Genomic DNA, 13,468 nt, shown 5'->3' with positions numbered 1-13,468 from the left:
TTCAAGAAAATTATCCTTGCGCAAACCTATTTATTACTGATATAATGCTATTCACAATTATTATGCACAAAGAACGTTACGGTTATGTTAACGAACTGGTAAACAATAACCAGATTTAACTTATTTTACCATTCAACTACTATGAAAGCATTAATTACAGGTGGTGCAGGATTTATCGGGTCACATTTAGCAGAGGGTTTGCTTGATGCTGGTCATTCAGTAGAAATCATTGATGATTTATCTACTGGAAGTATGGAAAATATTAATCATTTGATATCCAACTCGCGGTTTAAGTACCATATTGATACTATCATGAACGTTCCGTTAATGGAAAAACTGATTCGGAACGTTGATGTTGTTTACCATCTAGCTGCATCAGTCGGTGTGAAATATGTTATTGAAAATCCATTGAAATCACTGGAAATAAATATTAAAGGAACGGAAATCGTTCTTGACGTAGCAAATCGGAAAGGGAAAAAGAAGGTCATTCTAGCATCAACATCAGAAGTTTACGGTAAAAATGATAAGGTTCCGTTGAAAGAAGACGATGACCGGATTCTCGGGTCAACCTATATCGCCCGATGGGGTTATTCCGACTCGAAAGCGATTGATGAACTATTAGCGTTCGCATATTATCGCGAAAAAAAATTGCCGATAGTCATCGTTCGGTTTTTTAATATCTGCGGACCACGTCAGACTGGAAAATATGGGATGGTATTACCTCGATTCGTTAAAGCTGCGCTATTAAACCAACCGATAACCGTTTATGGTGATGGCAACCAAACCCGTTGCTTTTGCTATGTTGGGGATATTGTTAAAGCACTGATATTGCTTGCAAATAAACCACAAGCGGTAGGTCAGGTGTTTAATATTGGCAGTAATGAAGAGATTAGTATCCGGCATTTAGCGGAGAAAGTTAAAAAGCTTGCTAATAGTGATTCAAAAATTGTATTTATACCTTACGAAGAAGCATACGAAAAAGGATTTGAGGATATGCGACGTCGAGTTCCGGATATTAGTAAAATCAAAAAGCTAGTTGGATTTAAACCGCAGGTTAAATTAGATGAATTGATTCGAAAAGTGATAGAATATTACGAAAACTAAGCAGTTCAAATTCTCAATTTAGCATTGAGCATATCAAATTTGAGAGGAATCCTACTTATGAAAATAGAACAATTAACCAAATCGGATTTGGGAACGGTAAGTGATTTCTGTAATCGGAATATTATGTATGATAAATTTACACCAGCATTGATTGAAGAGAAAAGTTTCGCCGACCCTGATTTTGACCCAGCATTAACCTTTGTGGCGAAAGATAATCATGGAAATATCATTGGATTCCTGCTAGGAGTTATGCGGGTCTGGAAGGGAAAACCGATTGGCTGGATTAAACTCATGGCAGTTGAAGAATCGTTCCGCCGAAAACAAATCGGTTCAGAAATGTTGAAATTGTTAGAAACAAAATTAACATCGCTTGGAGCAACGGAACTGAAAATAATGGATTGTCCGATGAATTACTATATGCCTGGCGTAGACCCACGGTATACTGAAATGGTGGTATTTTGTCTACGGCGAGGGTTTAATCGAACTGGTGAAAATATTAATATGGATTGCGATTTAGTCACCGGAAACTTCGATACTACCGAATTAGAACAAGAACGAATTAAAGACGGTTTTGAAATTAAACGCGCTGAACCAGCTGATAAGGATGAAGTTTTACGTTTTGTTACCTGCCAATTTCCGGGCTGGGAACATGAAATAGCAAATACGTTCAAAAACAATCCGATCAGTCTGCATATTGCCAAAAAGGATAAAGAAGTGGTAGCGTTTTCCGCGTATGATGGAAACAATATCGGACTAGGTTGGTTTGGTCCAATGGGAACTAATCCGAACCTACGTGGTAAAAAAATCGGTGAAATATTGCTTAAACGTTGTTTAGCTGACCAAAAGAAACAAGGATATAAAATATCGATTATACCTTGGGTAGGGCCAATTAGTTTCTATTTGAATACTGTAAATGCGAAAATCAGCCGGGTCTTCTGGACATTTCAAAAACCTTTATAAAGGATACTTACACCGATTACCTATAGATTACACCACTTATTATAATAAGGAAATAAAACCATGACGCAACGAACAGCAACGATATCGCGACAAACTACGGAAACAAAAATAAACCTATCTCTAAACCTTGATGGAACTGGCGAGTATCATATTGACATTGGTGTACCGTTTCTGGAACACATGCTGAATCTATTTGCGAAACATGGTTTATTTGATTTAACCGTTCAAGCGCAAGGAGATATCGATGTTGATGCACATCATACTGTGGATGATATTGGAATCTGTCTAGGAAAAGCTTTCGCTCAAGCGTTAGGAGATAAAGCCGGTATTAAACGGTTTGGTTCGGTTCAATTACCAATGGATGAAGTATTAGCAGCAGTGTCTGTAGATATAAGCGGCCGAGCTTATTTAGTGTTCAATGTTCCGAAATTAAAAGGAAAAGTGGGTGAATTTGATGTTGAGTTAGCAGAAGAGTTTTTTCGCGCGTTTGTAACCAATGCGGGGATAACTCTTCACATTGACCTGATTCGCGGAGAAAATCTCCATCATATTATTGAAGGTATATTTAAAGCGGTGGCTAAAGCGTTAAGCATTGCAGTGTCTCGAGATGAACGGGTTAAAGGGATACCATCTACCAAAGGGGTTATTTAAGAAACAAAATGCCCGTAACACGGAAAAATTATTCTATTTCTTTTCCGAGGGCGGCTGCGTTAATCCTTCTCGATGCATAATTTCTTCGTAAGCCATTCTACTTCCTGGAGGACGGATACCAAATTGTTTCAATAATTTTTCTACGGTTGATTTCAATATCCCAGGATCAAACGGTTTCGTAATATATTCTGTTCCACCGAGTTTTTTTGCTCGGTCGATATCAGTAGGATGTGTTTTAGCCGTTAAAAATACGATGGGCATATTTTTTAACGCGGGTTGTTTTCGAATCATTTCAATCACCTGAAATCCGCTCATTTTTGTCATCATAATATCAAGTATCATGATATCCGGTAGATAAAGCATTGCTTTTCTTACCGCTAGAAATCCATCCGTTGCGGTTATAAATTCATATTCTGAAGCGAAAATAACGCGAAGCAGCTGGAGCAAATCTACATCATCATCAACCGCTAAAATTCGACCATGATGCGCAGCGATTTTTTCCGGGGCAACCGCTTCGAGCTTTGCCGGATGAACTATCTTTTCTGCAGGATTGACATCAGATTTTTTTACTTCATTTGACGGAGTAATATTAGCCGACTTAAAAGATACTTCTGCTTCATCGACTTTTGGTATACCGAGTTTAGCTGTAGCCCCAGCTGGCGGGGTGTATTTAACAGTTCGGATTTCGTTAATTCGTTCAATTGTAAATAGTCGATGTTCCGGTAAAAGGACTTCTGTTTCAAGAATTTTCGTTATCGTCTGAATTAATCCTTCACTGGATAACGGTTTCGATAAATATTGAACGCCTTCTTTTTCTTTTAATCCTCGGAGATTATCTGGTTTTTTCGGGTCATCAAGCATCAATATCGGCACTTCTGCGAACGCAGAGTTTGACCGAATCCATTGGGCAATCTGATGCCCATTTTTTTCTGGCATCATAACATCAATTAAAATCAAATCCGGTTCCGACAAGGTTACGATGTTCAACGCTTCATTCGCATCAGCGACCAAGACAACTTCATAGAGTCCCTCGAGTGTTTTCCGAACGAATTCTAATACCTCATTTTCATCATCTATAATAACAATTCGATACTTCACATTTTCCTCCAACAAAAAATATAATTGAAAGGTAATTGAATTATAATGTAATTAACTTTATCCGTCAAGTAAAATTAATTGCCGATAGAAATAGCTTGGTTTATTTGATTGAACCATTTTCAATCTGATATTGGGCTACCGCTTCAATCTCCGCTAACCGCAACGGATGAACTGCTGTGATAAATGTTTGACATTGTTGCTGGAGTAACACGGCAGAAATATATTCTACCCGCCGTTCATCAAGTTCGGAAATGAAGTCATCAAGCGCAACTATGGGAGATTCTCCGAGCTGATTTTGTATATACTCAATTTCCGCTAATTTCATCGCGATAACCGCACTCCGTTGTTCACCTTGCGACCCGAACGATTTCAAATCATGCCCGTCGATAAAAATCAGAATATCATCTCGATGCGGGCCGAGCAAAGTTACCCCAAGTTCGAACTCTTTTGAACTCAACTCATCCAGTTTTTGGTGATATGCTCTTGATAACGTTTCGAAATCTAGCATTTCTTCTTCTGAAAAAGATGTTTCATAGTATAAGGTTAATGTCTGTGAAGAGCCACTAATCCGCTGATAATTCATCTGCGTTCGTTCATTCATCTTTAGGAGTGTTTCTTTTCGCGTAAGGATAATTTCGCTACCGTATTGAATCAGTTGTTTATTCCAGACAGTAACCGTATCCCGATGAGCCTTTTCAAATTTCACTTGCCGAAACGCGAAATTCCTTTGTTTAACCACGCGATGATATTGCTGCAGCGCAAATAGATAGTGGTTGTTAATTTGCGCTATCGCCAAATCAATAAACCGGCGACGCAACGCCGGTTCCCCTTTAACCAAATATAAATCATCTGGTGTGAATAAAACGACAACTAGATTTCCGATAAGTTCTGCTCGACGGGGAAGTACTTTTCCATCGAGTTTTAATTGTTTTTCACCTTTTGCCAAACCTATCTCAACCGTATGCGGTTGATTCCGCCGGATAAACTCTGCTTTTACATAGGTATATGGTTCCTCCCAGCGGATTAAATTCACATCTTCCGTGGTTCGGTATGACCGAGCTGTTGCCGCGAAAAAAATGGATTCTAGTAAGTTGGTTTTTCCCTGAGCATTGCCACCGTAAAAAATATTCATTGGTTTATCGAACGAAAGCGATAGGGTATGAAAATTCCGGTAATTATGTAAAACTAATCGAGTTAAATACATACCAACTAATAAACCCTTCGTAAGCTACATTCATCGTTCTAATATCAATCGATCAATGTTCTTTATTAACAGTATACCCTAACCTATTACCATTTGACAAAAATATGAATATTTAGCTATTGTTATGTATAATTATACATTAGGAAATAACAGCCTTTTAACAAGAATATGCAACCGGGAATACTTGGATAAGGTAACTGCGTCTATGTCCAAACGACAAATTCAAGAAATTGAAATTTTAATCCGTGCCCGGTACCCAATTCTTTATATTGTAACCTGGGAAGAAGACCGAGTTGAATCTGCATTATTAAGTATCGTTAAGTCACGAGATAAAAAACTTTATACCTGGACTATTAATCAAGGGCTAATTCCTTACGGCGTTTCTGCACAAGCACAAAAATATAAAAATGTCCCGACCTCAGACCCTTTGCTAGCGTTAGATGCAGTAATCGAATCTGTTGAACCTGCAATATTTTTATTTAAAGATTTCCATTCGTTTATAAATGAAGCTACCGTTAAACGCAAATTGCGGGAAGTATCCAATTATCTCCGAAATAGTTATAAAACCTTGGTTTTAGTAGCTCCGGTTTTAACATTACCGCCAGAATTAGAAAAAGATATAACGGTAATTGATTTTGATTTACCAACACTAGACGAATTAAGTGAACTACTCGACCGGGTATTAGCGGATTTACCACGAGAGGCTGATATCCGATTTGCGCTTGAACCGGAAACCCGAGAAAAAATTCTGCACGCAGCCCTGGGTTTAACTATAAAAGAAGCAGAGAATGTCTTCGCAAAAACCATTGTTCAACAGGGGAAACTAGATGAAGAGAGTATCACCGAGATTTTTTCCGAAAAACAGCAGATAATCCGAAAATCTGGGCTTCTTGAATACTATGCCGCAACCGAAAATTTCAATGAAGTTGGTGGACTTGATGCATTGAAAGAATGGTTGCATACCCGACGTCTAGCATTCAGTGAACAAGCGCGTTCGTTTGGTCTTCCAGCACCAAAAGGCGTATTGTTTATCGGAGTTCAAGGTTGTGGGAAAAGTTTAAGTGCAAAAGCGGTTTCAGCATTATGGAAAGTTCCTTTACTCCGATTAGATATGGGTAGACTATTCGGAAGTTTGGTTGGTTCTTCTGAAGACAATGTACGTCGAGCGATTAAAGTTGCAGAATCCGTTTCTCCGACGATATTATGGATTGATGAAATTGATAAATCTTTTGCCGGAATTCATAGTTCGTCTTTTTCCGATGCTGGAACTACGGCGCGCGTATTTGGTACATTCACTACCTGGTTGCAAGAAAAAACCGCACCGGTTTTTGTCATCGCTACCGCAAACAATATTACTCAATTACCACCGGAGTTACTCCGGAAAGGGCGATTTGATGAAATATTCTTTATTGATTTACCGAATTTCTGGGAACGAAGCGATATATTTCGGATTCATCTCGCAAAACGAAATCGGATACCGGAAGAATTTGATATTGAACAATTAGCGCAAGCAACGGAGGGATTTTCTGGTGCTGAAATCGAACAGGTAATTATTTCTGCATTATATGAAGCTTTTGCAGCACACGAACCGTTAACCACGGCACTGATTCTTCATAATATAAAAGAAACCATGCCGTTATCAAAAACGATGCGGGAAGAAATCGAACAACTTCGGCAATGGGCGGAAGGAAGAGCGCGTCGCGCTTCTTCGATAACTGAACCGGAACAAATAAAAAAAGTTGAAAAACGAAAATTAGAATTATAGATACTCGCTTTTGCGAGTATGATGATTTGGGGCTTGATACTATGGCAGTTCCAATGATATACGTAATCGTTCCAGCAATTGCGACAACTTGGCCAGCTCTGCTACCAATTCTTTTAGCTGTAACAGGAGCGATGGGTTATGGACTATTACACGAACGAAAGTTTGTCCGACGCGATCTGAAAAATAAAGGTATCACTGTAGAATTAGAGTTACCTAATACCGAGGTGGTAGGAGAATCGCTCGGAACCGAAACACAAATGCAGGTTGCAAAAAATGATGTGGTGATAACCTTTCGGGTTGACCATCGTGGAAAATGCAATATAACTGTTTGGGGACAAAATAAATTAGCTCAGGAACTACGAGAGATTGGAACTGAAATATCGCAAAAAATTATCCAGCAGTTTGTATATAATAAAGTCACGAGAGAGTTGCCTACGAAAGGATTAACGGTGGTCAGTGAACAGAGGACAGAACAGGATTCAATCCAGCTGACCGTTCGCCGATGGCGATGATAAGAGTAGTCCGAAGTCACTAGCTAGCTTTAAGCGTCAACAAATTTATTGCGATTCTGGATTGAGAAATTTGAATATAAATTTTAAAAATAATTACTACATAGATTGTAAATAGATTATATAGATTTTAAATAGAACAGAAAATTAGCAGTTGGATTCTACTTTATGGGACGCTTTTCAAAATTAGAATTAGAAGATAAAAAAGCAAAAAAAGAAGAATTACTAACGCCAGCGGAACCCATAGAAGAGGGATATAATCAAGATTATTATTTTGCACAAGCGGAAGAATATTATCGAAAAGGCGAATACGAAAAAGCATTACGCTATTATTCCCGTGCGTTAGGTATAGATAATACGCTTGTTCCCGCTTGGGTCGGTCAGGTTAAAGCGTTATTAGGTATGGGGGAGTATCGAGAAGCGCATGTTTGGGTTAACAAAGCGTTAGAACTATTTCCGGGTGAATCAGAATTATTAGCTGCTAAATCAGTGGTGTATTGCCGATTAGGAATGCTTAAACAAGCAATAGGAATTTCAGATTTATCCTTAGAGCAGAAAGCTCCTACAGCATACTGCTGGCTTGCTCGAGGTCAGGTATTTTTATGTAAACGGAGTCGAAATGCGCAGTTTTGTTTTGATAAAGCGATCGAACTAACTCAAAATGATTGGTTTATGAACCAGCAAGTTGCATTAGCTTACTTCGAAGCTGGTCAATATAATAAAGCACTAACCTATTTTTCTAATGCTGCATCAAAAAATAGTCAGAGTCCTTATCTTTGGTATATGATTGGATTATGTAATCAGAAATTAGGATTTTATACTCGAGCGATTCAATGTTATCAGCAGGCGTTAGAACTTGACCCGATATATAAACCTGCGGTTCGAGCTTGGGCAAAAGTTAATAGAACGAAATGGTTTGCGCGATTATTTTTCTGGATTATCAGCCCTTTTAGAAAATAAAATCTTCCTGCTTTTGCAGGGGTATGTTATATTAGGATTTTGATTTTGGTTCTACCCTATGCCAAGTGAACAATTTGATATTGAAATAACTAAATCCGGTGAAGTAGTAGTGCGGTTTAAAGATATTGCGGGAACACATGTTGTCGAATATGTAAATGTATTAACCAAAATGATTGGAACGTTGAAAGAAGACCAAGTTAATATTAAGCGATATGAACCTGAACCTGAAATCGGAATTACCCCTAGCGCAACGCAATCGATACATCGTAAGGTATAACATAACGATTATTTCTAGCGATTATAGCTACAAAATGATTACTCTTCTGTGTTATTAGTGTTAGTATGAAATGTCCGCGATGCGGAATATTTAATCCTACCGAAAATCAAACTTGTTTTGTTTGCGGAGAAAAATTTACTACAAGTCCACCTGCGGAAATTAAATTACCTTCTTTTCCTAGAACAAAATCATTACGCCGATGGCGCAATGTTACTTTCAGATTAAAGCTTCGGACAGATGTTTTAAAATCTGCTGTTCAATATGCTGAAATGCAATGGCAGTTACTCCGTCGCCCCTGGTGGGCAGCATGGTTATCACTTGTTCCTGGTTTAGGCCAACTCTATAATCGACAATGGAAAAAATCGTTAGTTTTTTTTACTATTTATTTCTGTTTAATTTTGGGTATTATTATCAAAATCAAAGACCCTGTTTCAAATTACCTTATCTACTTTACGATTGGTTTAATAGCTATTGCATTCGTCGATGGTTTGGTTTCCTGTATCAAGAAAAACCAGGATTTTGATTTGGAATTCCAGCCGACACGACGGCAGAAACTGAGTGCATTATTTTATGCGCTTTTTGCATACGGTTTGCTGCTTATGTTTCTCCAATTTGAATTAGCGGCTGCCTTCAAATTAGTCCATATAAATAACAATAGTTTGGCTCCGATAATTCAAAAGCTAGACCGTATCTGTATCAATTGTGTCCCTTATTGGTTTCGAGAACCGAATCGCGGGGACATTGTTTGGTATTATACCGACCAGTTTAGTGTCTCGGATAGTGCTGATAATCTCTGGATTATTGCTGCCGGAACTAATATTGAAAAAGTTATCGGATTACCTGGTGAAACAGTAGAAATTAAAGATAGAAAAATCTATATCAATAACCAACCATTATTACCGGAATATTATCCTATAGTAACTCAAAATATGCCGAACCTAAAAGTTACTCTCAATAAGAATACCTATTTTATTCTACGGTCGGTGATTCCGCAACCAGGTGATACCGTATCTGACCATATTGGATTTATTACGGGAATGCCACAGGCACACAATGCAAGATTTGCTCCATTAGAAACCTGGCAACGTGTCTGCTCGGTTCCGAAAGAAAAAATTATTGGAAAACTGTGGTTTATTTACGACCCGCCACAACGAAGACGATTCTTCTAACGCAGAATTTGCATCATATCCCTATATCTTGGAATTAGATAGGTTACACTTAACCAATATATGAACCAAATGAGGAATATCGTAATGAGAATGACTAATGTTGTAAGTAGAAATTTAGAAGTAGTATTAAATTCCGGACTTTTCCATAGTAACGGCAATGCAAACGGTCCAGCAATAGCAAAAAGCATTAATAAAACGAAAGGGATTGAGTAATACCATTTGTTATTCGCATTTCTTTCAGCTATCTGTTCATTATTTACCTCAACGGCGATATAACAGTTCGGACAATAGACTTTCCCTTCCACTACGGTTATGCACGTATGACAAATGGCTCTACCACAACCGAAACAAACCGTCTGACTAACAATAGTTGGATGCCGATAACAAGTAGATTTTATTTCAGAAAATTCATTCCGGCTCTTTGCTTCCATATTTAACTAATAATCATATCATAACCTACCTTGGTGATACATTGCCTTTTTGATTATAATAAATACATTATTAACCGTAAAGTGTTCAACTATGTAAATAAGTTATCATGATGTATAGAGTTTAGGATTTGTTTGCAGGTATCGATTTCTATGAACAATTATGTTATTATTGAAAAGGTAGGAATAACGATTATGGTATTGTTAGGTAGCTTGACTATAGGTATCACCAATCTTGAATCAAAACCGCTTTTGGTTCCACAAGTAGATTTAATCTTATATCAAACGAAATCTGATTTTGAATATTGTCATTTGTATAACATCGTTTACAATGACCTGGCAGCGGGATTTGAATTAGCCAAAACCACTACAGGAAAATTTATGTCATCGGGAATGATAGTTTCTCCGTCAATAAAAACCAAATTCCTAGCGACAACGCTAGTTACTTCATGGAATGCTCTCCTGCCGAAAGGAACCGCCGTAAAAATTGAAATACAGGTTAAATCAAATTATTTTTCCCGTTGGTCACCATGGTATGAAATTGCCACGTATGGTGATAAACAGTTGGATAATCCGGAAAAAATCAAACGCGGATTATGGGGATATGTTAAAGAAGACGAATTGAAATTGCGGGTTGGCAGTCGGTATTTTCGATTTCGTATAACATTGATGACCATAGATTCGTCAACAAGTCCGATTTTAAATTTGTTTGGTGTTTCCTATGCAGATATGAAACATCGAATCGAACTCGTTGATAGGTTACTACCCTTCTCTGATACTCAAACCTCAGAATCTATTTCTCCAGATTGGGCTAAAGATTTACCTGTTCCGTATCGTTCGCAACTGTATGAAGATAAAACCATTTCCTGGCGCGCTTGTCATCCGACCTCGTTAGCTATGATATTAGAGTACTACGGAACTAATCTTCCAACTGCCGAGGTAGCTCGCTGTGTTTGGGATGATTATAATGGCATTTACGGTAACTGGAGTTATAATGCTGCTTTTGCAGGAACATTAGGATATCGCGCTTGGGTACGCTATTGTAACGGATTTGATGAAATTAAAAAAGAAATTGCAGCTGGTCATCCGGTTATTCTTTCCATTGCCTATCCCAAAGGGGTACTAAGCAATGCTCCCGTCAAATCTACTAACGGGCATATCATAGTTTGTCGCGGATTTACTCCCCAAGGTGACCCGATATGTAATGATCCTGCAGCGAAATCCGAAGAAACCGGGCATATCGTTTATAAAAAAGAAGAATTGGAACGGGCTTGGCTGACTCGAAAAGCAGCGGCTATATTTATTCATCCGGCTATTGAACGAATGAACGCAACAAAAAATTAACGGAATCAAGCCATGATAACTTTGATAACTTAGGGCAAATTCTCGACTGCTGAATATGCACAAGACTGAAATTTTCCAACGACGAAAAACCAAGAAAATCAAAGTCGGGTCACTGTATATTGGTGGTGATGCACCGATATCAGTTCAATCGATGACGAACTCTGATACTCGGGATATTGACGCAACGGTAAAGCAGATTCAACGTTTAACTGAAGCTGGCTGTGAATTGGTTCGTGTAGCGGTTCCGGATATGAAATCAGCTGAGAATCTTAGCGAAATTAAATCACAAATTTCGATTCCACTTGTTGCTGATATTCATTTCGATTACAAACTTGCGTTAAAAGCTATTGAACAAGGAATAGATAAACTGCGGTTAAATCCAGGAAATATCCGCAATAAACAAGAGCTTATCGCTATTATTACTGCTGCTAAAGATAAGAAAATCCCGATTCGTATTGGGGTAAATGCTGGGTCAATACCTCAAGAAATAATCGCTAAATATCATGGAATTACTCCGGAAACAATGGTTGAATCCGCCCTTTGGGAAATAGATTTATTTGAAAAACATAATTTTAATAATATTATTATTTCCTTAAAAACTTCTGATGTTCCTACCACACTCAATAGCTACCGATTAATGGCTAAAAAGGTTGAATATCCTTTTCATCTTGGTATAACGGAAGCTGGGCCAGCTTGGTGTGGAACAATTAAATCTGCTGTTGGTATAGGGATTCTATTAGCTGAAGGGATTGGTGATACAATCCGCGTTTCACTTACTGCAGACCCGGTCGAAGAGGTTAAAGTTGGTTGGGAAATTCTGAAATCGTTAGGACTTCGACTTCGGGGAGTAAATCTCATTTCCTGCCCGACCTGCGGAAGATGTGAAGTTGATTTATTGAATATTGTTAAACAACTCGAGTCGAAGTTAGATACCATCAAAATGCCAATTACGATAGCGGTTATGGGCTGCGTGGTTAACGGTCCTGGAGAAGCAAAAATTGCGGATATTGGTATTGCAGCTGGAAAAGGTTCGGGAGTATTATTCCGGCATGGGAAAATCGTCAAAAAAGTCCCGGAATCAGAATTTATTTCAGCACTGCTTGACGAGCTTAAAGAGATGCAAACAAAAAACTTTTAGTTATCCTGCCTTCCGAATCATTCTATTCTAGCAACCATCTATCTTGACATAAGTCTAGTATCGGTCTACAATATCCTTATAAGGAACGATATAATAGCGAAAATATATAACTGGTATGCGAACAAAAAATATTCAAAAAACAGCATTATTTTCACCATCTTCTATTCAGCAAACAGCAGGTCAGGTTAACACTTCTGCTGACGGAGATGAGTTTTGGGAGCTACTACAATCCTCGTTGATTCAATTCGAAGAAGGAGATATTATTAAAGGAACTGTGGTAGCAATTGATTCAGAAGGGGTTCTTGTTGACATTGGTTTTAAGTCTGAAGGGATAGTGCCGCTATCACAATTTAAAAAATTACCTAACGGCGAACTGGAAGTTAAAATCGGCGATGTCATTGAGGTGTCGGTTTATAAAAAAGAAACTGAAAACGGGCTGGTTCTATTATCAAAACAACTTGCAGACCGTGTCCGTGGTTGGTCTACGTTAACTGAAGCATATAAAAAACAAGAAAATATTACAGGAACACCGGTTTCAGCCACTCGCGCTGGATTGATTGTTGACCTTGGCGACAATATTACCGGATTTATTCCGATTTCGCAATTAGGTTTAAATCCTGGAGAAAAAATAGATAGTTTATTGCAAAAACCGGTAAAAGTAAAAATTCTTGATTTAGATATTCAAAAGGGTCGAGTAATACTATCACGTCGTGCAGTGATTGAAGAAGAGCGAATACAGAAACGACAGAGCGCTTTTGCTACTATCCACGAAGGTGATATTGTTAAAGGAAAAGTTAAAGCGATTACTCCGTATGGTGCATTTATTGACCTCGGTGGACTTGATGGGTTATTACATATAAG

Annotated in this window: 14 protein-coding genes; 11 read left to right on the top strand and 3 right to left on the bottom strand. The window is 38.2% G+C overall.

The window, feature by feature from the left end; genetic code table 11:
* The first annotated feature begins 141 nt into the window (after positions 1 to 141).
* From N3A72_11360 to hisB, 3 genes are read left to right on the top strand one after another with little or no spacing between them, the layout of a single operon-like run.
* Positions 142 to 1,104 (top strand): GDP-mannose 4,6-dehydratase, encoded by a 963-nt coding sequence (locus N3A72_11360; protein ID MCX7920179.1) that lies wholly within the window; start codon positions 142 to 144, stop codon positions 1,102 to 1,104.
* A gap of 57 nt (positions 1,105 to 1,161) precedes the next feature.
* The gene (locus N3A72_11355; protein ID MCX7920178.1) at positions 1,162 to 2,064 is read left to right on the top strand and encodes a GNAT family N-acetyltransferase; all 903 of its coding nucleotides are present in this window, start codon (positions 1,162 to 1,164) and stop codon (positions 2,062 to 2,064) included.
* 60 nt (positions 2,065 to 2,124) lie between these two features.
* Complete coding sequence (gene hisB, locus N3A72_11350; protein ID MCX7920177.1) at positions 2,125 to 2,715, top strand: imidazoleglycerol-phosphate dehydratase HisB; 591 nt, start codon at positions 2,125 to 2,127, stop codon at positions 2,713 to 2,715.
* Between the two features lie 33 nt (positions 2,716 to 2,748).
* On the opposite strand, the gene N3A72_11345 is transcribed toward hisB, so the two are convergent.
* Both N3A72_11345 and recF read right to left on the bottom strand, forming a co-directional pair.
* Entirely contained in the window at positions 2,749 to 3,813 is a 1,065-nt protein-coding gene (locus N3A72_11345; GenBank protein MCX7920176.1) for a response regulator, read from the bottom strand.
* 100 nt (positions 3,814 to 3,913) lie between these two features.
* Entirely contained in the window at positions 3,914 to 5,017 is a 1,104-nt protein-coding gene (recF, locus tag N3A72_11340; protein ID MCX7920175.1) for a DNA replication/repair protein RecF, read from the bottom strand.
* A gap of 205 nt (positions 5,018 to 5,222) precedes the next feature.
* Between recF and N3A72_11335 the strand changes: the two genes are divergently transcribed.
* The 5 genes from N3A72_11335 (at position 5,223) to lepB (ending at position 9,697) form a co-directional block, all read left to right on the top strand.
* Positions 5,223 to 6,782, top strand: coding sequence for an AAA family ATPase (locus N3A72_11335; protein ID MCX7920174.1), 1,560 nt, complete (start codon positions 5,223 to 5,225; stop codon positions 6,780 to 6,782).
* 41 nt (positions 6,783 to 6,823) lie between these two features.
* Entirely contained in the window at positions 6,824 to 7,294 is a 471-nt protein-coding gene (locus tag N3A72_11330) for a hypothetical protein (GenBank protein MCX7920173.1), read from the top strand.
* 165 nt (positions 7,295 to 7,459) lie between these two features.
* Positions 7,460 to 8,251: a tetratricopeptide repeat protein gene (locus N3A72_11325; GenBank protein ID MCX7920172.1), complete on the top strand. Its 792-nt coding sequence runs from the start codon at positions 7,460 to 7,462 to the stop codon at positions 8,249 to 8,251.
* A 58-nt stretch (positions 8,252 to 8,309) separates the two neighbouring features.
* Complete coding sequence (locus tag N3A72_11320) at positions 8,310 to 8,528, top strand: hypothetical protein (GenBank protein ID MCX7920171.1); 219 nt, start codon at positions 8,310 to 8,312, stop codon at positions 8,526 to 8,528.
* Positions 8,529 to 8,593: 65 nt separating this feature from the next.
* Positions 8,594 to 9,697 carry a signal peptidase I gene (gene lepB / locus N3A72_11315; protein ID MCX7920170.1) on the top strand — a complete coding sequence of 368 codons (1,104 nt, stop codon included), beginning with the start codon at positions 8,594 to 8,596 and terminating at the stop codon, positions 9,695 to 9,697.
* On the opposite strand, the gene N3A72_11310 is transcribed toward lepB, so the two are convergent.
* Positions 9,694 to 10,128 carry a hypothetical protein gene (locus N3A72_11310; GenBank protein MCX7920169.1) on the bottom strand — a complete coding sequence of 145 codons (435 nt, stop codon included), beginning with the start codon at positions 10,126 to 10,128 and terminating at the stop codon, positions 9,694 to 9,696. The genes lepB and N3A72_11310 overlap by 4 nt on opposite strands.
* A 150-nt stretch (positions 10,129 to 10,278) precedes the next feature.
* On the opposite strand from N3A72_11310, the gene N3A72_11305 reads away from it, so the two are divergent.
* The 3 genes from N3A72_11305 to N3A72_11295 all read left to right on the top strand — a co-directional run.
* On the top strand, positions 10,279 to 11,469 hold the full coding sequence (locus tag N3A72_11305) for a C39 family peptidase (protein MCX7920168.1): 1,191 nt from the start codon (positions 10,279 to 10,281) through the stop codon (positions 11,467 to 11,469).
* Between the two features lie 55 nt (positions 11,470 to 11,524).
* Positions 11,525 to 12,607, top strand: a complete 1,083-nt coding sequence (gene ispG, locus N3A72_11300; protein MCX7920167.1) for a flavodoxin-dependent (E)-4-hydroxy-3-methylbut-2-enyl-diphosphate synthase — start codon at positions 11,525 to 11,527, stop codon at positions 12,605 to 12,607.
* A 115-nt stretch (positions 12,608 to 12,722) separates the two neighbouring features.
* Positions 12,723 to 13,468: S1 RNA-binding domain-containing protein (locus N3A72_11295; GenBank protein MCX7920166.1), on the top strand; the 746-nt coding region annotated here is incomplete at its 3' end.

The sequence above is a fragment of the bacterium genome (genome assembly GCA_026416715.1).
Lineage (GTDB): Bacteria > UBP4 > UBA4092 > JAOAEQ01 > JAOAEQ01 > JAOAEQ01.
The sequence above is the reverse complement of the archived record's forward strand: the minus strand, read 5'-3'. Positions and strand labels throughout refer to the sequence as shown.

Excerpts from the sequence above, each read along its gene's own strand:
- ispG (MCX7920167.1), top strand. The coding sequence starts at position 11,525 with ATGCACAAGACTGAAATTTTCCAACGACGAAAAACCAAGAAAATCAAA.
- N3A72_11325 (MCX7920172.1), top strand. The coding sequence starts at position 7,460 with ATGGGACGCTTTTCAAAATTAGAATTAGAAGATAAAAAAGCAAAAAAA.
- recF (MCX7920175.1), bottom strand. The coding sequence starts at position 5,017 with ATGTATTTAACTCGATTAGTTTTACATAATTACCGGAATTTTCATACC.
- N3A72_11320 (MCX7920171.1), top strand. The coding sequence starts at position 8,310 with ATGCCAAGTGAACAATTTGATATTGAAATAACTAAATCCGGTGAAGTA.
- N3A72_11310 (MCX7920169.1), bottom strand. The coding sequence starts at position 10,128 with ATGGAAGCAAAGAGCCGGAATGAATTTTCTGAAATAAAATCTACTTGT.
- hisB (MCX7920177.1), top strand. The coding sequence starts at position 2,125 with ATGACGCAACGAACAGCAACGATATCGCGACAAACTACGGAAACAAAA.
- N3A72_11335 (MCX7920174.1), top strand. The coding sequence starts at position 5,223 with ATGTCCAAACGACAAATTCAAGAAATTGAAATTTTAATCCGTGCCCGG.
- N3A72_11360 (MCX7920179.1), top strand. The coding sequence starts at position 142 with ATGAAAGCATTAATTACAGGTGGTGCAGGATTTATCGGGTCACATTTA.
- lepB (MCX7920170.1), top strand. The coding sequence starts at position 8,594 with ATGAAATGTCCGCGATGCGGAATATTTAATCCTACCGAAAATCAAACT.
- N3A72_11305 (MCX7920168.1), top strand. The coding sequence starts at position 10,279 with ATGAACAATTATGTTATTATTGAAAAGGTAGGAATAACGATTATGGTA.
- N3A72_11355 (MCX7920178.1), top strand. The coding sequence starts at position 1,162 with ATGAAAATAGAACAATTAACCAAATCGGATTTGGGAACGGTAAGTGAT.
- N3A72_11330 (MCX7920173.1), top strand. The coding sequence starts at position 6,824 with ATGGCAGTTCCAATGATATACGTAATCGTTCCAGCAATTGCGACAACT.